Origin of the sequence: Asticcacaulis endophyticus (assembly GCF_014652575.1) — a bacterium.
Classification (GTDB): domain Bacteria; phylum Pseudomonadota; class Alphaproteobacteria; order Caulobacterales; family Caulobacteraceae; genus Asticcacaulis; species Asticcacaulis endophyticus.
In genome coordinates, this window is the sequence record NZ_BMZB01000002.1 from 105,376 (window position 1) to 126,504 (window position 21,129).

Annotated in this window: 23 protein-coding genes and 1 pseudogene; 12 read left to right on the forward strand and 12 right to left on the reverse strand. The window is 56.6% G+C overall.

All coding sequences use genetic code 11. The features are described 5' to 3' along the window. Nucleotides 1–96: 96 nt before the first annotated feature. The 3 genes from IE102_RS08985 to IE102_RS08995 all read right to left on the reverse strand — a co-directional run bounded on the left by IE102_RS08985 (nt 97) and on the right by IE102_RS08995 (nt 1,853). Nucleotides 97–909, reverse strand: a complete 813-nt coding sequence (locus tag IE102_RS08985) for a DUF2285 domain-containing protein (RefSeq protein WP_229807660.1) — start codon at nt 907–909, stop codon at nt 97–99. A gap of 106 nt (nt 910–1,015) precedes the next feature. Continuing rightward, the gene (locus IE102_RS08990) at nt 1,016–1,288 is read right to left on the reverse strand and encodes a DUF2285 domain-containing protein (RefSeq protein WP_189486177.1); all 273 of its coding nucleotides are present in this window, start codon (nt 1,286–1,288) and stop codon (nt 1,016–1,018) included. Between the two features lie 238 nt (nt 1,289–1,526). Continuing rightward, on the reverse strand, nt 1,527–1,853 hold the full coding sequence (locus tag IE102_RS08995; protein ID WP_189486178.1) for a DUF736 domain-containing protein: 327 nt from the start codon (nt 1,851–1,853) through the stop codon (nt 1,527–1,529). Nucleotides 1,854–2,172: 319 nt separating this feature from the next. On the opposite strand from IE102_RS08995, the gene IE102_RS09000 reads away from it, so the two are divergent. Then, complete coding sequence (locus tag IE102_RS09000) at nt 2,173–2,337, forward strand: hypothetical protein (RefSeq protein ID WP_189486179.1); 165 nt, start codon at nt 2,173–2,175, stop codon at nt 2,335–2,337. A 141-nt stretch (nt 2,338–2,478) separates the two neighbouring features. Here the strand turns inward: IE102_RS09000 and IE102_RS09010 are convergent, their stop codons facing one another. Together IE102_RS09010 and IE102_RS09015 are read right to left on the reverse strand one after the other, a co-directional pair. Then, on the reverse strand, nt 2,479–3,015 hold the full coding sequence (locus tag IE102_RS09010) for a hypothetical protein (protein ID WP_189486180.1): 537 nt from the start codon (nt 3,013–3,015) through the stop codon (nt 2,479–2,481). 139 nt (nt 3,016–3,154) lie between these two features. Further along, a complete protein-coding gene (locus IE102_RS09015; RefSeq protein WP_189486181.1) occupies nt 3,155–3,574 on the reverse strand; it encodes a hypothetical protein in 420 nt (139 codons plus the stop codon). Between the two features lie 226 nt (nt 3,575–3,800). Between IE102_RS09015 and IE102_RS09020 the strand changes: the two are divergent. Then, a pseudogene (locus IE102_RS09020) lies at nt 3,801–4,088 on the forward strand (HU family DNA-binding protein); the annotation flags it as partial. A 15-nt stretch (nt 4,089–4,103) separates the two neighbouring features. Here the strand turns inward: IE102_RS09020 and IE102_RS09025 are convergent. From IE102_RS09025 to IE102_RS09035, 3 genes are all read right to left on the reverse strand, one after another. Further along, nucleotides 4,104–5,033 carry a DUF2493 domain-containing protein gene (locus IE102_RS09025; protein WP_189486183.1) on the reverse strand — a complete coding sequence of 310 codons (930 nt, stop codon included), beginning with the start codon at nt 5,031–5,033 and terminating at the stop codon, nt 4,104–4,106. 324 nt (nt 5,034–5,357) lie between these two features. Next, nucleotides 5,358–5,651 (reverse strand): LysR substrate-binding domain-containing protein, encoded by a 294-nt coding sequence (locus IE102_RS09030; RefSeq protein WP_189486535.1) that lies wholly within the window; start codon nt 5,649–5,651, stop codon nt 5,358–5,360. A 106-nt stretch (nt 5,652–5,757) separates the two neighbouring features. Further along, nucleotides 5,758–7,023, reverse strand: a complete 1,266-nt coding sequence (locus IE102_RS09035) for an alpha/beta hydrolase-fold protein (protein ID WP_229807661.1) — start codon at nt 7,021–7,023, stop codon at nt 5,758–5,760. A 215-nt stretch (nt 7,024–7,238) separates the two neighbouring features. Between IE102_RS09035 and IE102_RS09040 the strand changes: the two genes are divergently transcribed. The 7 genes from IE102_RS09040 to IE102_RS09070 all read left to right on the forward strand — a co-directional run bounded on the left by IE102_RS09040 (nt 7,239) and on the right by IE102_RS09070 (nt 14,297). Next, nucleotides 7,239–7,394: a hypothetical protein gene (locus tag IE102_RS09040; protein WP_189486184.1), complete on the forward strand. Its 156-nt coding sequence runs from the start codon at nt 7,239–7,241 to the stop codon at nt 7,392–7,394. Nucleotides 7,395–7,406: 12 nt separating this feature from the next. Continuing rightward, complete coding sequence (locus tag IE102_RS09045) at nt 7,407–7,652, forward strand: alpha/beta hydrolase (RefSeq protein WP_189486185.1); 246 nt, start codon at nt 7,407–7,409, stop codon at nt 7,650–7,652. Between the two features lie 230 nt (nt 7,653–7,882). Next, a complete protein-coding gene (locus IE102_RS09050) occupies nt 7,883–8,425 on the forward strand; it encodes an RNA polymerase sigma factor (RefSeq protein WP_189486186.1) in 543 nt (180 codons plus the stop codon). 76 nt (nt 8,426–8,501) lie between these two features. Then, entirely contained in the window at nt 8,502–9,431 is a 930-nt protein-coding gene (locus IE102_RS09055; RefSeq protein WP_189486187.1) for a FecR family protein, read from the forward strand. Between the two features lie 195 nt (nt 9,432–9,626). Further along, a complete protein-coding gene (locus IE102_RS09060) occupies nt 9,627–12,863 on the forward strand; it encodes a TonB-dependent receptor domain-containing protein (protein WP_189486188.1) in 3,237 nt (1,078 codons plus the stop codon). Between the two features lie 104 nt (nt 12,864–12,967). Next, nucleotides 12,968–13,567, forward strand: a complete 600-nt coding sequence (locus tag IE102_RS09065; RefSeq protein ID WP_189486189.1) for a biliverdin-producing heme oxygenase — start codon at nt 12,968–12,970, stop codon at nt 13,565–13,567. Then, nucleotides 13,557–14,297 carry an energy transducer TonB family protein gene (locus IE102_RS09070; RefSeq protein WP_189486190.1) on the forward strand — a complete coding sequence of 247 codons (741 nt, stop codon included), beginning with the start codon at nt 13,557–13,559 and terminating at the stop codon, nt 14,295–14,297. The genes IE102_RS09065 and IE102_RS09070 overlap by 11 nt, the downstream gene beginning before the upstream one ends. 220 nt (nt 14,298–14,517) lie before the next feature. On the opposite strand, the gene IE102_RS09075 is transcribed toward IE102_RS09070, so the two are convergent. Then, on the reverse strand, nt 14,518–15,420 hold the full coding sequence (locus tag IE102_RS09075) for a LysR family transcriptional regulator (protein ID WP_189486191.1): 903 nt from the start codon (nt 15,418–15,420) through the stop codon (nt 14,518–14,520). A 97-nt stretch (nt 15,421–15,517) separates the two neighbouring features. Here IE102_RS09075 and IE102_RS09080 point away from each other — a divergent pair, with 97 nt between their 5' ends. Beyond that, nucleotides 15,518–16,693 carry an MFS transporter gene (locus IE102_RS09080; RefSeq protein WP_189486192.1) on the forward strand — a complete coding sequence of 392 codons (1,176 nt, stop codon included), beginning with the start codon at nt 15,518–15,520 and terminating at the stop codon, nt 16,691–16,693. Between the two features lie 11 nt (nt 16,694–16,704). Here the strand turns inward: IE102_RS09080 and IE102_RS09085 are convergent, their stop codons facing one another. Further along, nucleotides 16,705–17,628, reverse strand: coding sequence for a LysR family transcriptional regulator (locus IE102_RS09085; protein WP_189486193.1), 924 nt, complete (start codon nt 17,626–17,628; stop codon nt 16,705–16,707). A gap of 78 nt (nt 17,629–17,706) precedes the next feature. Between IE102_RS09085 and IE102_RS09090 the strand changes: the two genes are divergently transcribed. Beyond that, nucleotides 17,707–18,024, forward strand: a complete 318-nt coding sequence (locus IE102_RS09090) for a carboxymuconolactone decarboxylase family protein (protein ID WP_229807662.1) — start codon at nt 17,707–17,709, stop codon at nt 18,022–18,024. A gap of 352 nt (nt 18,025–18,376) precedes the next feature. Here IE102_RS09090 and IE102_RS09095 read toward each other — a convergent pair whose 3' ends face one another. Both IE102_RS09095 and IE102_RS09100 read right to left on the reverse strand, forming a co-directional pair. Continuing rightward, nucleotides 18,377–19,351 carry a FecR family protein gene (locus IE102_RS09095; protein WP_189486194.1) on the reverse strand — a complete coding sequence of 325 codons (975 nt, stop codon included), beginning with the start codon at nt 19,349–19,351 and terminating at the stop codon, nt 18,377–18,379. 58 nt (nt 19,352–19,409) lie between these two features. Then, the gene (locus tag IE102_RS09100) at nt 19,410–19,913 is read right to left on the reverse strand and encodes an RNA polymerase sigma factor (protein WP_229807709.1); all 504 of its coding nucleotides are present in this window, start codon (nt 19,911–19,913) and stop codon (nt 19,410–19,412) included. Between the two features lie 517 nt (nt 19,914–20,430). Here IE102_RS09100 and IE102_RS09105 point away from each other — a divergent pair. After that, on the forward strand, nt 20,431–21,012 hold the full coding sequence (locus IE102_RS09105; protein ID WP_189486196.1) for a hypothetical protein: 582 nt from the start codon (nt 20,431–20,433) through the stop codon (nt 21,010–21,012). The last annotated feature ends 117 nt before the right edge of the window (nt 21,013–21,129 follow it).

The following is a 21,129-nucleotide window of genomic DNA, read 5'->3' on the forward strand; positions in this document are numbered from 1 at the left end:
TTTGCTCTCCAGGGGCACCGCAGGGGAACTGCGGCTAGTGGAGGCGAAACTGAACGAAGCATGGAGGTGGGGTGGTGAGCGATAATAGCGTGCCTATTATCGCTCACCACGTCTGCGGCTTTTTGTGACAGCATGTGGCCTGTACCGTTTGTCGGACCGGTCGACGCGGAGGAGGTCGCGGTAGCCGCCGTGAATCATTCTCATGCCCTCAGTCACAAGGCGTGCCGTGGAGAACCGTAAAGACGAGGTTTTCCATAGCTCGTCATCGATACGCGCCTTGCCATAGATCGCTTCGGCAATTTCGCGATGGGTAGCGCCGGCCTTGCGACCGTCACAGGCGCGTAGCATGAGTTGCAAGCGTCGTCGGCGATCCGGCGTGATGCGCCTGTCCGGTGCGGGCAAGCCCTTAAGGATAAGCCAAAGCCGGGTAATGCCGACGAGACGGTCGGGAACGTCTTCCGTGAGAGGAATGACGACGGACAGGGGCTGTGTGTCATCGGCCGGGGGCAGAACGGCAAGGGGAATGGCATTCTGCCCGTCTCCAACTGTGCCATAGAGGACGCTGGTATCCTGGCGCAAATCCCGTGGCGCAATAGCAAGCGGCACGCCGGCGTCGGGTACGGCTATCTTGGCCAGCATCACCGTACCGGCATCGACGTCCGGGGCCCAATAGATTGGTACGTCTACCGCTGTGCATTCGGGGTCTATCGGTGGTGAAAGAAGCCCCCAGCGATTGGCGATATCGTGCCTGGCGGGTTCATCCTTACAGACATCGGATTGGACTTCGGCAAAATCCTTCTGGTAGTCCTCGTTTCGTCTTAAGCATTCCCAGGCAAGGCCATTGGCGGGAAGCGTGTCAAAAAAATCATAGCGGCGACCTGATCGCCACTGAGTAGTATCTATATACATTTTTAGCCCCATGGTTTCGCTAAGCGAGAGTTGGGGATAATACTATCATAAATTGAGCGTTTTGGGAATGGTTCGCCGTCAGGTGTTCATTGTAATGCTTTGAATATTAACCAATATTTGAAATGCCGGTACTTGCCAGAAACCTAAAGCCGGTTTCCGTCATCCATTTTGCCCGGGTGAGATGCGTATCGTACATCAGTTTGGCGCGGTCAGGCTCTGCGTCTGCGTTGACGGAGAAAAGTATGGCAACGACCTCCTGCCAATCGGCGTTATCCGCCACGGCGTCAAGCAGACGCGCATAAGTTTTGACGTGGAGACGGTCATAGTCGGTAAGGTTTGGGCCCTGAGGTGCCTGGTCTAAAAACTGGGGTATGGACATCCGGTGTGCGCCGCTCTTGTCAATAAGTACGATCCCTGCCAGCGGACATAAGCCTCCTGCAGGGAGGAAGGCGATCGAGTAGTCGTCATGGTTTGGCTACGACCTATACCATAATACGCGCCAAAAAGACCGTTGCCAATGCCGGTGGCTGGCGAGGAGTATGAAATGAATGGAGCTCCCCTCTCGGCTGCCGAAGCCAACCCCATCCGGCCAAGACCGGACGGGGCCGCCCCGCGCTTTAGCCGCCGTTCGGCCGGCTGCGCGACCAGATCAGGCTGTAGGTATCATCGCCATGATCGTCCTTGAACAGATTAGCGTTGATAGCGGCCGGAAAGGATGGGTCGTCGAGTTTGACCGACAGGTAGGGGCGGTTGTCGGCGCGGGCGAGCTTTGACCAAGCCACGCCGATTTCTGCCTTGCCGGCGTAGATACGGTGCGTGGGGGCATCTTCGTTGGCGGGTTGGCCTTCGTCGACGATTCGAACGTTTTGGGCTGAAACGCCGAGGGTATTGATTTCGCCGATGTAGTCGTTGCCGACGCGCTTGAATGAGCCGATGTTGGACATGTGATATCTCCTTTGAGGTTGACCTCGAAGCCGCCCTTTGCGACCTCGATGGGTGCCGATCAGCAGGAGACAATTGACGCCGCACCGCTTCTTGAGCGGCCGGAACAAAGTGGAGGATGCCGCAAGGCCGGTTTGTTGCCGCGCGAGGAATGACGGGAACGCATTATGTCACGCGCCCGCGTGGCGATGCGAATCCCCGTCAGGGGAAGAAACCGGCGTTGCGGCATTGCGGTTCAGGCAATGGCTCATGACAGATTGCGCCCCTTGTAGAGGACTGCATTTGGGATGGGATCGTGGCCTACCTGAAAGGAGATATCGCATGTCCAACATCGGCTCATTCAAGCGCGTCGGCAACGACTACATCGGCCAAAGCCGATACCTTCGCGCGGCCGCAACGACTAAATCCACTGGATTGGCGGCGGCAACCCGCAACGAAGATGCCCCCAAGCACCGCATTTATGGCCGCCAGCGGAAGCGGCTCTGATATAGGTGAGGGGCTGGCTCGCGCCGACAACCGGCTCTATCTGTTGGTCAAGTAAGGCGATCCATCCTTTCCGGCCGCGATCAATGCTAATCTGTTCAAGGACGATCAGGGCGATGACACTTTCAGCCTGATCTGGTCACACTACTGCTTGACGCCGGCATGGACGCGGGCGGCCACAACGATTTGCCGCTGAAGGGCGTTGATGCTGCTGTTGATGGCGTTCGTGGCGTTTGCGAAGCTTAACTTCCAACCGCCTTGGTTGACGTGGCCGTTTGCCTGCCACGCGAGTTTTATATCGGAGGTAATTTTATTGAACCCTTCACGCGCCTTCCAGACGTCTTCGAGGGCAGGTCTCACAGAGGGGAAATAGATTTCGACCAGCATGGTCATGGTCTCGGCGCCGCCATACTTTTTATCGCTTTTGCCGTGTTCTATCTGCATATCGAGCATTTGGTTGTAGTCGATTTTGCCGTCCAGAAGCGGATAGTAGGTGATCACTTGTGCCGCAAAGGATTTACCGAATTCGTCGGCGGACAGGTAAAGCTGTTCGGCTTTTTCACGCAGAAAGATCGTTTGGGTCCGGTTGCGGTTCAAATGATAGGTTACGACCGACGACATGACGCCGCTGGCCATGATGGTGCCGATTCCGACAATGAGGGCGACGGTAGGTCCATCCATGTGGCACTCTCCATATCAGTGTTCATCCAGAACTTTGCTGAAAAAGGCGAGCTCTGCAAGCCGCAAACCGCCGGCCACGACGCGGCTAACCTCAAGCGCCTGAGATATTACGAAGCGCCTTAACTTAGCCTGTGAGGGTTCAGGCTTGGGCGGGCGGGGGGAATGACAGGATGCGGGCGAAGCCGGTGATGCCGATGGCGATCGCGCCAACGACGGAAAAGACCACTTGCCAAGTCTCGGAGGGCATAGCCAATTTGGCGAGGCCATGGGTGGCATGGTATCCAGCGAAGGCGGCGGGGGCGACAAAGGCCGCGACGATGATGAGTTTGGCCCAGATCGGCTTGATGAAGATAAGGCAAAGTTGGCCGATGACGTAACTGGCTATCGACGCAGCAACCCCTACGGCAAAAGCCCCTAATCCGCCAGCGCCCGTGCTATAAGCCCATTGCCCGGCCATGATGCCGATATAAAGCGGAAGGGCATAGACGGCGAGATTGAACAGCAAATAGCACATGGCGCCTATGCCAAAAATTATAGCGAGAATTCCAAGCACGATCATCGGCGGTTGCCTTTTTCACTAGCCCCCGCACCTTTGTTGTCGGGGCTTATGGGGTAACGATGTTACGGTACCCGTTCTGTTGTCAAGTAACATTTTACCTAATGACCGATCCCGGTTTGTCCAGAATCGACGGTTTGCATTTGTGAACGAGTCGTCTAGTTTTGAACCCTGGGCCTGATCACCGCATGTGTCGATGTGACAGCCGGGCTTTAAACCGCGGTATGAAAGAGATTTTGCTATGAACACGTCAGAACTTATTGAAAAGATCGCCACGGAGAACGGCTTGACGAAAGTCGTCGCCAAGGGCGTCGTCGAGTCGTTTTTCAAGGCTGTGACCGAGGCCGCTGTGGTTGGCGACGAGGTGAATTTCCCAGGCTTTGGTAAATTCAAGGTCCAGGCGCGCGCCGCGCGAGATGGTCGTAACCCGGCTACCGGCGAGACGGTCAAGATCGCCGCATCCAAGAAACTGGCGTTTCAGCCGGCGAAGGCCGTCAAGGACAGGCTAAACGGTTAACGAGGTTGGTAGCGTTTACGCGCCACCGCCTTTCCAAACCGGAATGCCAAGCTTCCTGGCTTTGTCGGCAAGGTTTTCTTGAATACCGGTTCCGGGGAAGACCACCACGCCAATGGGCAAGGTATCGAGTATCTGGTCATTACGCTTAAAGGGGGCGGCCTTGCGGTGTTTGCTCCAGTCGGGCTTAAAGACCACCTGCGAAACCTTACGATGGTCTGCCCATTTGGCGGCGATGAGTTCCGCCCCCTTCGGAGAGCCGCCGTGCAACAGGACCATATCCGGGTGCTTAGTATGGGCCTTATCCAGCATGTCCCAGATTAGATTGTAGTCATTATAGTCCATGCCGCCCGTGAAAGCGATTTTGGGGCCAGCGGGTACAAGTAAGGTCGTTTCCGTTCGACGACGGGCATTCAGATAGTCGCGGCTATCGATGATGGCTGAAGTCAGGGTCTGCCGGTTGACCACTGATCCTGCACGGGGGCGCCAGATGTCACCGGTTATCTTCACGAAATGCTCCGTGGCCTGTTCGCGCATGAGTTCAAACGCATCCCGACGCTCCACCAAGCTGCGGCCTTCGGCGATAAGGCGTTCGAGTTCAACCGATTTGATCTCGGAGCCATCCTGTTCGCGTTGACTACGCATTTGAGCCTGCTCGTTGTCGTCGAGCTCGCGCAGTAAGCGATCGGCGGCTCGGTGAAACAGGTTCACGGTCGACCACAGCAGGGTATCGAGATCCGGTTCCAGTCGCGTATCCGTGAAGCTTGATACCAGCGCATCAAAAATGTCGGCGACGGCACCAGCTAGGACCCAGCCTTCTGGAAGCGGTCGGGGATCGCCTTCGTCGTTGAAGGGGCGGTAGCCATGTAGTTGCAGTTCGCTTAAGGCATGATCGGTAGGGGAGGCTTGGTGAGGGGGTTCAAAATCGTTAAGATCAGGGGTGGTCATGGGCTGGTCTCCGTTTCAGGACCCGCGCCTTTCGCGGGCCTTCATGGCGACGGAAGGCGCCATAAGGACCTGATATGCACCCGCAGGGCCGTAGCGCAGCGAAGGAGGCGCAGCCTTGCCAATCGGGGCCAATGGCGTACCGATCGCCCTCCTGAAGGCCGCATAGGTGCGCTCTAGGTCACGGCGTCCTGCTCATGCCCAACCCTGATCTTATCAGCCTCACCTGGGTTTCGCCACTGACATGCTGGCCAACTAGGAAAGTCTTCCGCGTTCACGCTGAACGAACGGTCGCCAGTATAGTAGGGCCGGCCCGGATCTATAATGTCATAGAGGCAGAGGTGGGGACACGTCTGGACTCTGCGCGATCCGACCATGAAGCCATTGGGTAAACCGTTTTGCGAGTTCGGTCAGCCGGCTAAAATTGCGTGCCACGAGGTAGTACGCACCGTAGGGCAGCGATAGTTCGAACACCTGAACCAGGCGTCCCGCCTCGATGTCATCGGCAACGAGTATTCTGTCGATGAGCGCGACGCCTTGGTTTCGTAATGCCGCTTGAAGGACAAGTCCGCCATCGGGCCCGGCGAAACCCGGCCAAGAAATAGCGGTGCGGCCTGTCAGTCTCGATTACAGTAGGTAATGGGCGTGGGCGCATCGCGTTGCCCAACATCTTCAATCACGGCGTCAACTGGAACCGCGGACTGTCACCGGTTTTGGCAAGGCAGCTTCATTTTTTCTGTTCAAAGAGCCAGTCGCGGATACCTTCGATGGTGTAGGCGATGCGCCAGGTGTTGACATGATTGCTGCCCGGGTTGTCGTCTTGACCCTCGGGAACCACAGTACCTTTTTCCAGGACCGTATAGTTGATCGAACGGCCCTGAGCTCTCATCGCCGCAACGCCCGCCGCGAATTGAGCTGGCGTGGAAAGCCCGCTCCAGGTAGCCCGGCTTATCTTGGCCCCCAGACCTTCATAAACCTTCATCATGGCGTTCTGCGTAGGGAAGGCTTTCGTATCACCTTCTGCGACGACGACCCATTGTGTCTGTTTCGCAAGGGGCTGGACTTTCGTCGGCTCCCATTGACCGGCGACGATGAACGAGGCTGCGAACAGATCAGGATATTTGATGTTGATGGCGATGGAAAGCATCGCGCCACCGGACTGACCCGTCGTATAGAGCCGGTTCTTGTCGATGCTGTATGCGCGCGCTACGTGGTCGAGCAGATCGACCACGGTATCGATCCAACTGCTCTCTTCACTGTCGTCACCGGCAACCTGAACGGCGAACTGGGGTGCAAGCACGAAGCATTCGTGCTTGGCCTGCTCTTGAGGACTGGCCCATATCACGGCGCCCAGACCCTGTATCAGGGTCGTTTCAACGACACGGCCGGTAACCCCCGCGTCGTGCATGAACAGAACCATCGGGTAGGTTTTGCCGGGATCGTAGTTGGTCGGTACGAACAGGTTGTATTGCACGACGTCGCCGGTTTTCGGATCGCTGAAGACGCGCTGATCAAAATCATCCACGATCAGGTTTGAAACACTGGTAATGGGGATCGCGACTGTCGTTGCCGGATAAACGCTGCCGTTTGCCGTCCTGACTGGGCCGATCTGCGTGAAGGTCGCCGTGGCATCCTTGTGTGTCGTGGATCGACCGTTGCTGAAATTAATGCGGGCATCCGCGTCATCTGCTGACAACTCGATGATCACGAAGCGTCCATGTGTGCCGACTTTCGCCATGGCAGCGGCCGTGTTCGCATAAACGGCTGTCACTGTCCGCCCTTCGACAGCGAAGGTCGAGACAGACAATTTGGATGTGTCGATGTCCTGATCGTAGCCGACCGCGATAGCGATCAATCGCTGGCCATCACCTGAGACCTTTGTGATCGCGGTGCCGCCTTTGATATGGGCGGGAAGCGGCGGGCCGAAGGACGGGGGCCCACCTGATGGCACGCCGTCCGCCTCTTGCGATTGTGCAATGGCCGCGGAGGTCATAACGGCGGCGCTCCCCAGGCCGGCTATGGCGAAAAAGTGTCTACGCGAATGCATCCATCGTCTCCCGTTCCGCCGATGGCTTTTACACCTGCATTATCAGCGGAATGCAGGCGCGTTTAATTCAAAAATCAATCTAATCAGCATGGCTCGTTGTTTACAATACATTATCGTCTTTTCCGGGGCATGCGGTTCGTTCTTCAAGGCCCCGGGAATGGTTGCCTGCCCGTCAGCCGTTTGTGCAGACGTCTTGGATTGCCACCACGGGGAATTCGTTCGGTGCCGTCGAAGCCCTGTTTGGGGCACAGCACCTCGGCTACTGCGCCGCGATTGACGCATCGTGCGGCGCGGAAAGCTGGGCTCAGGCGCCTTAAATCCGCGACGCCATGACAAAAACGGTGCGCCAAATCCCGATTTCCGTTCTGTTTTTTCAGGCCCAGAACGACTACGATGTGGCGCCAAGTATTGTCCTTCACAAGGAAATGGTCAAAGCCGGCAAGGTGGCGGAGGTGAACCTCTATCCCGCCTTTGGATCGTCGGATCGTGACGGCCACAGTTTTGCGTACCGGGGGATATCGATATGGGAAGCTGACACTTTCCGGTTCCTTGATGCCTATTGTGGGGCAGACTGAGGTGCCCCAAAAATTTTAGACGCGTTGCTTGTTACGAATTGGATGAAAAAGGAGCTGGTAATGTCCGCTTCTGAGATTTCGGCGCGTACCGCGAATGTCCGCCTTGGTCGCTCACATGAAGTTATGTTTGCGGGCTATTCACGTCGCCGAGGGAATGTCGCTTGCCTGAGCAACAGGGTTACCTGTAGAACTTGCGGATCATTCGCAACTGTGCTAGTTGTGTTGGCCTCATGGCCGAAAGCTCCCCCTTACCGGACCGAAACAATCTGTCCCTAAATCAAATCGCCCGTCAACTTCAGGGGCCGCTGTTTTCGCATGTGCGGGGACGTGTACGCTCTCATAGCGATGCCGAAGATATTGCTCAGGAAAGCTGGGCACGAGTAGCCGGCGCATTGGCTGGTGAAGGCATAGGGAACATACGTGCATATATCTATAGTATTGCACGCAATTTGACGGTCGATCATTACCGCCGACAATCGCGTAATCCGGTAGTTGAGGTAGATGAGGCCTTCTACCTGAATGTGGCTGATCTGAAGCCAAACCCTGAAACTCAACTACTGACGCGCGATGAACTGAGACGGATGAATGCAATCATAACCGCTATGCCGGCCCGTCCACGCCAAATCTTTCGCTTGTCACGTATTGAAGGCATGTCCTACGCCGACATAGGCCGTAAACTCGGTCTGTCGCGTCAAGCGGTTCAGGAGCATATGGTGCGTGCACTTTTGGCGCTTCAAATGGCGGCTGCCAATGATTACGGCCCCACGACCTGACAAATGCATAGTGGCAACGTCATAATCAGTGACGGACCCAGCCGTGGGTGCTGTCTGCAGACGTAAGGTTAAGATTTTGACACCCTCAATTCATGAAACAGATCCGCTCGACCGGCTTGATCCGGTGCGGCTGGCCGCGACCCGGTGGTTTGTGGCCCTACGCGATGAGAATGCCGACGAGGCTCTGATCGCTGAGTTCGAAGTGTGGTGTGCTGCTGATCCCTGTAATGTGCAGACCTACGACCGGATTGAAAAGCTTTGGGGGGCATCAGACGGCCTGGCGGCATTGAACGGGACAACCCACCGGCGTGGCCTGATTGGCGGAGCGGCCGGGGCTCTGGCAGTTTTGGCGGGGGGGCGGCTTCTCATGCAGGCGCATCCTTTCGCCGACTACCGCGCCGGAACGGGACAGCTTAGAACGGCGATGCTGCCAGATGGCTCACGTGTGGAGATGGCCTCGCAATCTGCCTTGTCAGTAAGTTTTTCGCCGGATCGTCGACGGGTGAAGCTTTTGTCGGGCGAGGCATGGTTCAAAGTAGCCCGCGATCCATCGCGACCGTTCGAGGTGGCCGCGGCCGGCGGGCGGATAACGGCACTGGGCACAGCCTTTGCTGTGGCGACGGATGACACGTCAACACAGGTAACTGTGACCGAACACGCCGTCAGGGTGGTGCTGGCCGGGCAAGCTGTGCGTCTGGAGGACGGTTATAGTTTGCGTTACGCAAAAGCCCGAATTGGGCCGACATTAACGGCGGATGAAAATGCGCTGGCGTGGCGAACGGGCCGTCTGGTTTTTGTTTCCCGCCCGTTATCCGAGGTTGTGCGAGTGCTCGATCGCTGGGCGGGGGGGCGTACGATCATTGCTGACAAAGCTCTGGCCGCGCGAGAGGTCACCCTGATGGTAAGCGTGGCCAATGCCGGTGACGGCGTGGCGCGTCTGGCAGAAAGTTTACCCGTCCGGGTAAGGCGTATAACACCACTCATGACCGTAATTAGCAAAATATAAAAATAATTCTCATTTGCAGACTGACAAATGCAAAGGACCGACGTCCTCATCCTCAGGGACGCCAGATGGCGTCAATTTGGGCAAAGTGAGTAGGGCGGCAAAATGTTTAGATCTAAAGCAATATATGGGTTTCTTTCGCTGGCAAGTTTGAGGAGGGGGCTACACCAGTCGACCGCTCTTGCGGCGATGATGGCCTTGAGTTTGCCCGCAGCGGCCTATGCACAAACAGACGTTAAACAGAGGTTCGATATCTCGCCTCAGCCCTTGGGGTCAGCGCTTGCGATCTTTACACGCGTCACTGGACTTGATCTGGTCTTCGGCGAGGCTTTACCCACTGTGCCGTCGGGTGCCGTGCGCGGGGAAATTACCGCTTCAGAGGCACTGTCGCGTTTGCTTGCGGGTACGGGCCTGACCTATCGCATCGCAGGGAATAAGGTGACACTGGAAAAGGCTCCGGGCGCAAACGGGGCAATTCAGCTTGGCACTATTCGTGTGGAATCCTCAGTTGATACTGGTCGTGGTGACCGGGTTGCCGGAACCGGCACCGGCACGCCACTGTGGGATGGTCGCCCCGAAAGTGTATATACGACTCCCGGCTCTGTCAGTGTTATTGAGCGTGAACAGATCGACGCCTTCCGCGGTACATCGCCGGCCGACATCCTGAAATCGGCTCCCGGCATTTTGTCAGGTGAAAGTCGCGCCAATGGTGGGATTGATGTCAATATACGCGGGCTTCAGGGACAAGGACGTGTCGTTGTCACCGTTGACGGCGCCCAGAACTCAACCAATGTGTATCGCGGTTATCAGGGTATCGCCAACCGTACCTTCATAGATCCTGATTTCATATCGAGCGTATCCATTGAAAAGGGCTCAAGCGGCCAGCCCGGAGCTTCCGGAGCAATCGGCGGCACACTCACCCTGCGCACGGTTACCGCAGATGACATAGTCGGAGAGGGTGAAGTCATCGGTATCCGAATGAAGGCTGAGTACGGTGGCAATACAAGCCCCCGTGAGCAGGGGCGTGTAGCCTTTTCGCAAGCGCCCTCAACCGGATTGGTCAGCACAGAGACTATGCCTCAACGACCGTCCGACTTAGACCTCAATACATCAGCCTATAGCATGTTAGTCGGGACAAAAAGCTCTCGTTTTGACACGGTGTTTGGCTATTCTCACCGCCGGTCAGGCAATTATCATGCAGGCGAGGAAGGATCGAATGGTTCGCGCCTGACGACCTGTCCGTATTCAGCGGAAGATTGTGCCTATTATAACAATTGGCATCAGTTGGGGCTGACGGCGTACCTGTCCGGCGAAGAGGTGCTCAACACGTCTCAGGATGCAGAATCTTTTCTGCTGAAAGGCACGCTCAGGATCACGGATTCTCAAACTCTGGATCTTGGATTTTCACGCTACGATAGCCATTACGGCGAAACCTTTCCGGGCAGTTTGTGGAATAATCAGGGATTGGCATCAGAATACCCGCTGTCTGAAGTTTTACTCGACACCTACACGGCGCGCTACCGGTGGGACCCGGTCAGTGAACTGATTGATCTCAAGTTCAATCTGTGGGGAACTGAGATGACCGAATTGAGCATCTCATCATCCAATACAGAGCAGAGCCATAAATGGGGTAAGTCACGTGGCGCAGATGTCAGCAATACGTCCAGCTTAAGCGTCGCCGGCCAGCCTTTGAATGTACAATATGGTCTGTCGTACCTGTCGGAATCGACTGGCCCTGATCGCGCCTATTATGTTGGTATACCGCCGCGTGAAGGAAGCCGCAAAAGTGCTAGTCTTTTTGTCAATACGCGCTGGGAGCCTTTAACATGGCTGACGGTTACAAACGGTCTGCGGTATCAAAACTTCGAAAGTGAGAACAAAAACCCACTTAGCCAGAAAGAGCGAGTTTCTGGTAATGGAACCGATATATCTCTGGCGGCAAGTGTCAGGACACCGGTTGAGGGGCTACAGGCTTATGTCCGTTACGATCGCGCCCACCGTCTGCCATCCTTGTTCGAATCTGTCGGAGCTTTTGCCACGACGGTATCGCCCGACTTGAAACCTGAGCGCTCGAATAACTGGGAACTGGGGCTTAATGCAGAGCGGCGCGGGATGTGGGGCGAGGATGAGGGTGCCCTTAAGCTCTCCTATTTCCGCAATCAGACTGATGATTACATCTATCGTCAGTGGACGCAGGTCTGTGCCTACTTTTATAATGGCAGATGCTATTACTATACCAGCACCATGGTCGTTTCCAACCTTGAGAAGGCTGAATTCACGGGATGGGAGCTGTCAGGACGTTACCGAAAGGGCGGTTTTGCGGCAGACCTGAACGCGACCTATTACGATAAGGTGGCTTTCTGCCGGACTGAGAATAGCTGCAAGGATTCATCCCTTGCCGCAGACTATGCCACCAATCAGGTCCCTCCGGAATATAGCTGGAACCTGACCCTGTCGCAAAAGCTTCTGAAGGATCGCCTGAACCTTAGTGCCCGCGTCAACCGTACCGGGCCGCGCGCGGCGAAAGCCGAACCTACGTCCGGCGGGGCTAATCCCTTCATCGCCCTGATAGATTGGAAGCCATATACTGTTACTAGTCTTTACGCAGACTACGCGGTGACGGACGGTGCAAAATTTTATGTATCTGCGGAAAATGTCTTTGACGAGTATTACGTAGAACCCTTGGGACTGGCGCTGATGCCGTCGCCTGGCCGCACTTTACGTTTCGGGCTTACGGCGGCCTTTAACGGGCCAAAGTCGGGCCGGTATTTGGGTGAGGGCGATAGCCGCAATTCAGGTGAGCCGGTTGATTGGAATGGCCTGTATGTTGGTCTGCATGGATCAAGGTCCCAGGGGCCGATCAGTGCGGAAGCGTTTGGCTCTGGGGGCATCAGAGCTCTAAATTTCAGTGATGTGGCTGAAACAGCGGCCGGCGTCCAGTTCGGCTACAACTATGTGTTTGCTGACCGTTTTGTCGTCGGGCCGGTCCTCGATTACAGCGCTGGAAAGATTAGCGCAAAACAACGTTTCCAAACCGAATACCTGTCCTCAATAGCCATTAGCAACCTGACGACGGCAGGTATTCGTCTCGGGATCGTCACCGATCGTACACTGGTCTATGTCGTCGGAGGCCGCGCTGTGGCGGATACAGAGTCACAGATCGGCTACCAGGCCTCCAGACGTCGCCCGGATATACAATATGCCGGTGACGGCCGCATGCGCGGCACCTTCATCGGGGCCGGTGCTGAATATGCTCTTGGGGAGCATTGGTCGTTTGTCGGGGAATACCGCAATATTCAGTTCGAGCGAGGTGATTACTGGTCGCAGAGCCAGAATATTAGCGCCCCTGAAAACACACCCTTCTTTCTCACCCTGGGTTGGGAGCCGAATGCCCGGCTTGATCAGCTCAAGATTGGGTTGAACTACCGCTTCTAACTGACATCCAAACCCCTCCTGCAATGCGTGAGGGGTTTGGTCATGGTGGTTTTAAGTAAAATGCGTACCCCTCAAAATGCATGCGGCATAGAACTGGAGATAATATGAGCGAGGTAATCGACCAAAGCTCGCGTTCCAAACGCCTTAAGGGGCTAACAACGGGGACCCATGACCGGCTTGATAAGTCGATCATGGGGGGTGAGCCGTTTGCCAGTGTTGAGAACTATGTGAAGTTTCTGAAGGTTCAGTACCTGTTTCATCGTGATATCGCCGCCCTTTATCAGGTGCCGGTACTCGACCGGCTGCTGCCCGACCTTACCGGCCGCCGCCGTTTTGAGGCGGTGGCCAGTGATCTAGCCGATGTCGGCGCGGATCTTCCCGAAGCGGAAGGTGAGCCAAGATTTGTTGAGGGCGAGGCTATTGATCTGCCGACGGCTCTGGGCTGGCTCTATGTGGCCGAAGGCTCGAACCTTGGGGCGGCATTTCTGCTGAAATTTGCGGCCAGGCTTGGCCTTGATGCCACTAACGGCGCGCGCCATCTAGCCCCAGCCGATGAGGGGCGGGGGCTGCACTGGCGCACTTTTACTGCGGCTCTGGATTCGATCGATCTAAGAGCGGACGAAGAAGCGCGGGTAACCGCCGGAGCCGAAGCGGCGTTTAATCGGGTGCACGGACTGGTGCGGCGGTTCTACGATGGCGTTTGACGGGGTGCGCGATCTGATACCGCCCAGTCCGTGGGCGCAGTTTGAGGCGCGGCCAAAGCCTAAGCAAAAGGGTTTGGCGCGCGGTGTGGTGGTGTCGCTTGTGCTGCATGCCGCCCCTGCGGCTATAGTTGTGTTGTGGGGACTTTATTCACCGGCGCCCCTGCCGGTTGAGGCGCCAAGTCTGGCTGTGGAGATGGTGACGCTGCAGGCCCCGCCGGAGCCGCCGTCCGAGCAGCCTGACGGTAAGCGTCAGGTCGAAGCGCTAGCTTCAAAGGCTGAGCCGCGCCCGATTGAGCGCATTGTGCATGAGGTTCTGCCCAGTGATATCGAGCCCATACCCGTACCCCCGCCCACACCACTCGTCACCACAAGCGTCGCGACCAATCCGGCTCCGGCCACCACAGCGACTGCGGCGAAGCCTGCGCCCCCGGCATCATTAGCCGCGACGACGCCTCAGACCTGGCAGGGACAGCTTCTGAGCCATATAGAAAAACACAAACGCTATCCTGCGACGGCCCGGGGCCGGCAGGGCGTGGTGCAAGTGCGCTTTACCATGGACCGTCAGGGCCGGGTGCTGAAAGGTTCGGTTGTGCGCTCGTCAGGTTCAGCGGCTCTGGATCGGGCAGCTCTTGATACCCTGAAACGGGCCAGCCCACTGCCGCGTCCACCGTCGGAAATCGCCGGAGAGACTGTCGAACTGCAATTCGATTTGGACTTCTTTGTGCGGTAGACAGGGCTCAGTTTTCTAAACACTGCATACCCACTTTCCGCACTCATCACGCTATTCCGTCCCAAATATCGTGAACTCCCCAGTGTCGCATTGGGTGTGGCTTTGATGACGCACAATTCAAGGCGTAATGTCCGCTGTGAGGATTCTGGCGCATCGTCTCGAATGTCCGGAAAGGGCGCATGGCAGTATACCTCAGTAGAGATTGCTTGGGTCAGCCGAGTTATCGCGTGGCTAGGCGTTCCACAAGGAAATCAACGAACACCCGAACACGCGCGGGCATGTGGCTCCCGCCCACAAAGACCGCATGGATCGGCTCACGGTCTTGGGGGTTGAAATCGTCGAGTAGAACGACCAGTTTGCCAGCCGTAATCTCATCCGCGAGATGGAAGTTTCCGACGCGGGCAATGCCAACGCCTTGCAGAGCTAATTGGACAAGGGTCTCACCATTGTTGGCTTCGATGGTGCCCGAAACCCCTAGCGCGTAGTCGTGCCCGTTCTTGCGAAACGGCCAGCCGGGTTCAATGCGGGCAAAGTCGAAATTCAGGCAGTTGTGATTACGTAAATCTTCCGGTACCAGAGGCGTACCCCGTCGCGCGAGATACTCCGGCGATGCCACAATGGATCGTCCTGTGTCGCCCAGGCGTCGAGCCGTCAAGGGGCTATCCGACAGGGGGCCAAAGCGGATCGCCACATCGGCGCGTCCACCCAGCACATCCACTAAGGTATCGCTGAGGCTAATATCGACCAGTATACCTGGAAACCTGTCGGAAAATTCCCCTAACAGCGGCACTATAACCAGACGACCGTGGGCCAGGGCGGCACTGACCCGCAGGCGGCCTCGCGGAACGCCCTGATCGGCTATGGCGTCTTCGACTTCAGTCAGATCGGCCAGAATGCGCGCGGCGCCTCGGGCGTAGGCTTCCCCCTCCGGTGTCAGGGTGATCGACCGTGTCGTGCGCACAATCAAGCGCACACCCAAGCGCGTTTCTATACGGGTGATCGTCCGGCTCACGGCAGAGGGGGTCAGCCCCAGTCGTCGCGCCGCGCCCGAAAGACTTTGCTCACGCACCACGGCGGCAAACGCTTCCATCTCACCGGACCGGTCGGCCATTTCGCGTTTCATTTGTGAATCCTACGCACAGAGCCTTGTCTTGAAGACTGCCTACACAGCAAGGCTGAAAGCATTCATATGCTTAGGGCACATAATCAGGATAATTTCAATGAAGCTCAATCTTCCTCTTCTGGCGCTGGCAACCGGCGCCTTCGGCATTGGCGTTACGGAATTTGCGCCCATGGGGCTTCTCCCCATTATGGCCGCCGATCTGGGCGTATCCATACCCGCGGCTGGATTGCTCGTCAGTGCCTACGCCATGGGAGTGCTGATCGGTGCACCGATCATGACCCTGACGACAGGACGGGTTCCGCGCCGGACGTTGCTGATCGGACTGATGGCCATATTCACGATCGGCAACCTCGTTTCGGCGATAGCGGGTGACTACACCGTGCTGCTGATCGCGCGTGTGGTGACCTCGTTTAATCATGGCGCCTTCTTTGGGGTAGGAGCAGTTGTAGCCTCAAGTTTGGTCGCACCCGAACGGCGAGCCGGGGCTGTCGCGGCCATGTTCATGGGATTGACGATCGCGACGATCGGTGGTGTGCCTCTCGCCACCTGGGCCGGGGAGGTTATGGGATGGCGCGCGGCGTTCTGGGGGATCACCGGGCTGGGTATAGTCACCATGATAAGTCTGCGTGTGTCTTTGCCAGAGCTTCCCGCCGATAAGAACGCCGATATGATGACGGAGTTACGCGTCCTGAAGCGGCCCGCGGTGCTGGCAGCCTTGGCGCTGACCGTGGTGGGTGCCAGTGCGATGTTCACGGTCTTCACCTATATTGCCCCCATCCTGCAAAGCGAGACCAAGGCCTCCACCGCTTTCGTGACGGCAATGCTTGTCATCTATGGTTTGGGATTGACTGCTGGCAATTGGCTGGGTGGCCGGTACGCCGACCGCTCGATCGATGCCACCCTGATTGTGACACTCGCTGGCCTTGTGGTGTTGTTGGTTCTGTTCGCCTGGGGTATGCGCTGGCCCGTGCCTGCGGCCGTACTGATATTCCTATGGGGCACAGCGAGCTTTGCACTGGTGCCGCCCTTGCAGACCCGCATTATGAACGTTGCCGCCGACGCGCCCAATCTGGCTTCAGCCATGAACGTCGGTGCCTTTAACCTGGGCAATGCTGTCGGTGCCGCCCTTGGGGGCGCGGTCATCTCCGCCGGACTGGGCTATCCCGCAGTGTCATTGGCAGGCGCGGTTATGGCCACCGCAGGGTTGATTATGGTTCTTTGCCTGCGCGCAAAGCCGGAGGTGAAGGTCTCTGAGCCGGTAAAGTGCGGATAAGGGCGAGGGCGCTAGACTGAGTTCGTTATGGCCAGGTTTTGGATTTGCTCCCGCAGCCATTGGTGACCAGGATCAGCGTCGTTCTTCTTATGCCACGCCATAACGACGTCGAAGGAGGGCATGGCGACGGGCGCTTCATACAGAACAAGCCCGTGCGTTTTGGTAAAGGCGGTCAACAAACGAAGGGGTTCTGTGGCGATAAGTTCCGAATCCACGACCATAAAGGGCGCCATCAGGAAGTGCCCTACCGTCACCTTGACGTTACGCACAATGCCCGTGGCCTTGAGGTCACCATCAATATAGCCGTGCATCTCGCCCTTCGACGACACCTGGACGTGGCGCGCCTGCCGATAAACATCAATAGACATGCCCGCCACACGCAACTCGGGATGACCTTGCCGGGCAGCGCAGACAAAATCCTCCTGAAAGAGACGGATCTGGTTCATGTGGGCGGGTGACGGTGGAAAATTGCCGACGATCAGTTCTGCGCCATCAGCGTCGAGCAGTGGCAATCCGGTTGTATGGTTGGCGTTGACGACACTCACGCCAATATCGGAACCCAGCCTGGACAAATGACGGGTCAATGCCGGTAAGAGAATGAAAGCCGCGTAGTCAGACAGGCCTAACCGAAACACTCTCTCACTAGTGGCCGGATCAAAATGACTGCGTGGTGTCAGCAGGCTTTGGGCGTGTTCCAGCAGCGCATGGACATCGTCGGCCATATCTATCGCGGCTTGGGTTGGCATCATGCCCTTGGGGGGGCGCACGAACAGCGGATCGGCCAACAGTGCCCGTAGCCGACTGAGCGCATGGCTGACACCGGATTGGGTCAGGCCAATCCGGTCACCTGCCCGGGTGACATGGCGTTCCGTCATGAGGGCATCGAACACCTTCAGGAGGTTAAGGTCGAGCCTGGAGATATGAATTTGGCGCATATCAAACCCTATCAGAATGAATTGGAATGATGAAGGCGTTTGCGGGAGAGTGATCTTTCCATCGGCAAGGAGATCAAGATGCGCAGGTTCATAGCGGTTCTGATGGCCGCAACACTATCGGTGACAACCAGTCACGTCTTCGCCCAAACACAGGAGCACACGCCCATGACCGACCGCTACACCCGAGGCCTGAACCAACTCAAGGCCATCGACGGTCGGGATGGCGAGGTGGTGGTCGAAAGTATGACGAAGATATCTCCTGATTTCGCGCGCTATCTGATCGAGTATCCGTTTGGCGATATCTACGCGCGCCCGCAACTGGATCTAAGATCCCGCGAGATCGCCACGATTGCGGCCTTGACCGCGATCGGTAAGGCGTGCCAGCGCTTTTGGTAGCGACTGCGACGGAATGTCAAGGCTATGAGTCTTCTGTTGAGGCGCTGCCTGCACGGGGCTGTCTTGCGCGCCTACAGGCAAGGCGACGGCGGCAACGGCCAGAGTTACCGCGCTGCACAGGAGCAGCGCCTTGCCGCGTTTTCGAAACGGCGGAAATGTGCAGTTGAAGTTGGTCATAGAGGCCCCACAGTCTGATCGACAAGTTATTTAATAATGCAAACGATTATCATTTGCATCGTCATGTCTAATAAGACGAACCGGGTGGGTGGGATCACCTAGTGGAAATTGAGATATTTTTTTCAAACGCGTAAGAAAGGCACAGTCGGGTGCGTGCGACCGGCAAAATCCAGCCTTAATATATCAGAATGGCTTTATCGCTCATGCGGACGGTGCGAAGGGCCAGCGTATCTATTACGGCATCAATAGCCACATCGGGATCGGCAATATTAAAGACGCCCGTCACTGTCTTCTGGCGCGCGTCCGAGCTGGCGAGGACTACCACCCCGCGACGGTAGCGACTGATTTCATCGACAACTTCCGACAGCGGAGCGCGGTAGAAGACCAGTTGGCCTTTGCGCCAAGCCGCAAGTTCGATCGGGTCACGGTCCGCGTCGCGGTCAATGCGGCTCTGGCTAACCCATGCGCTTTGACCGGGCATCAGCACGTCCTGTCGCTGAAGACGAGGGGCCTGGACGCCCACGGCGCCTTTGACCACGCTGACATGGGTACGCTGGGTATCATAGCGAACATCAAAGGCGGTGCCGAGAACACGCGCGCTGCCCGACGGGCTGTCGACGATAAACGGGCGGGCCGGGTTGTGGGCCACCTCAAAATAGGCCTCGCCGCGTTTAAGGTGCACCCGGCGGGTATCGGCACTGTAGGCCACATTCAACGCCGTGTCCGTATTCAATGTAATCACACTGCCGTCGTTGAGCCGCAGAGTACGGGTTTCACCAACGGCTGTAACCGTATCACCCCGCAGGCGGTAATACCCGCCTTGTGTCAGCCATGTGCCGCCAATGACGGCAATCGCCAGGCTTGCGGCTATGGCATAGCCCTGCCACTTGCGATAGGCGGGCGGCGCACGATGCCTTTCGTTTCGCGGCAGGAAAGAAGCTTGCTCTTTGTCAATCGCCAGGGCCGGGGCACCCAGCACGGAAAATAGAGCTTCGGCTTCGCGCATGGCTTCAGCGCGCTCAGAGCCACCTGCGAGCCAGACCTGAAAGGCGTGTTCGGTCTTAGCGTCGGGCGATTCCCGCCGACGTAGATGCCATCGACTGGCCTCTTCAAAGAGGGCGTCATCGGTGTCTGAAAGTGGAGTCGTCATATGCCTTCCCGTGCCGGTCTATTTACTAGACGAACGAGGAAGGTGAAATCCCCTAGTATCATGCGTTTCTACCGACCTCGCGCAAGCGCTTGCGACAGTGCGACAGGGCAAACGCCAAATGGTTCTCGACGGTTCGCGGCGAAATCTGAAGTTGGGCCGCGACCTCTTTCATCGACAACCCCTGGCCGCGGTAAAGAAGAAAGACCTGTCGGCTTCTGTCGGGTAAGTCCCTGATAGCCTGCTGCAGAACCGCAAACTCTTGCTGGCTGGCCAGCACCTGGAACGGCGAAGGGGTGTCGCTCACAATGGTTTCCGGGACTTCCTGCGCGGTGAAAACCCGAGCTTGGGCGCTGAATTGGCGCTGACGGTCGATGATCAGATTTGCGATCATCCGACGTATATAGGCGACAGGATTTTGTATGTCAGGGGAATCGGCGGGTTTAGGCGTGTTCAGCTTTTCCAGGCGAATCCAGGCGTCTTGCATAACCTCGTCGGCAACGGAGCTAGACCCGGATTTACGCAAGGCAAACCTGTGTAATTCGGTGTATCGGCTTTCCAGCACGCGCGTCAAAGTCAGCGCTGTAGGCGGGGTTCCGTGGGGCGAATTATGGGGCATGAAGGCTTAAATGCTAAATATCTTAGCATCCGTTTATAGTTGCGAACGATTATCAATTACTCGACTTCTTTGCAGAAGTCATCCAACAATGTCGTGTAAGCGTCCGCTGCATCGGGCCAGAGGCATATTCATAGCATCCCGCAGTCCAACGATTTTGATTGTCCCGCCGTTCGCTCGTCTAGAGTAGGACGTGGGTTGGCCGAACCTTTCTTACACCATCATGCAGCACTCGCGGAGATGACTGCGGACAGAACCACGAAGCCGGCGACCGGAAATGGCTCAAAAGGGGATTGCCTTTAAGTGCCCCGTTACAGAAAGCGGACATGATTAAAAAAAGTGATAGCCTTTCCGTTCCGTAAAGCAGAAAAAAGACTTACATTGTCTGTAGTTTCACCGAAGCACTGGAGCCTTGTCCTGTGCAAATTTGAAGGCTTTTGGCCGATTTCTGATAGGGGGGGGAGGAATGAACAAAGCTATAAGCTGGTGGATGACTGTGTTTGGAGCGTTCTTAGCGGCAACCACATTTTTGAGCATCGTTTCACACGCATTCTCTGTTCCTATTTCTCACATGTTTACTGACCTCATTGAGTTCTATCGAGGACTGTTCAGGCCTATTATAGACATGGTTCAAGTGCCGTTTCTGCGATTGTTGGACGCCCTTGGTTTTCATTTCAGTGTGCCTGGGTGGTTCAAAGACTTACATATTCTATCGTTTATTGGTGGTGGTATCTTCGCCAGGGCAGAAGCTGGCACCCCGAATCAAGGGCGTGATCCAAAGATCTGGCCGTTCGCTATGTTGCTGTCGGGATTGTTTATGGGAAGTGTTGGACTTGGAATTCTATTCTTGCTCGGACTGCCCAGGCCCATTGGGTATTTTATAGGGTCTTGGGCTGGCGCTTTGGGACGTGGGCGCGCGCCTGTTGGCGACGATATCAAAACAACCAGCTTTGAAGCCGGAAATAAATACATATACGGACGAGAAGGGTTCGCGATGCTTATTGCAGGTATAGTAATATTTGCGACCAACGCTACATTCAGCAGCTAGTTCCAGGGTGACGCAGTGACTGAATTCTGGAGCTAGCGACATTACTCCTCAGTTTGGTCCGATGCTGGGCCGAACCAATGTCTGCTAAGAGCCAACAGGCTAAATGCGGACGAGTAG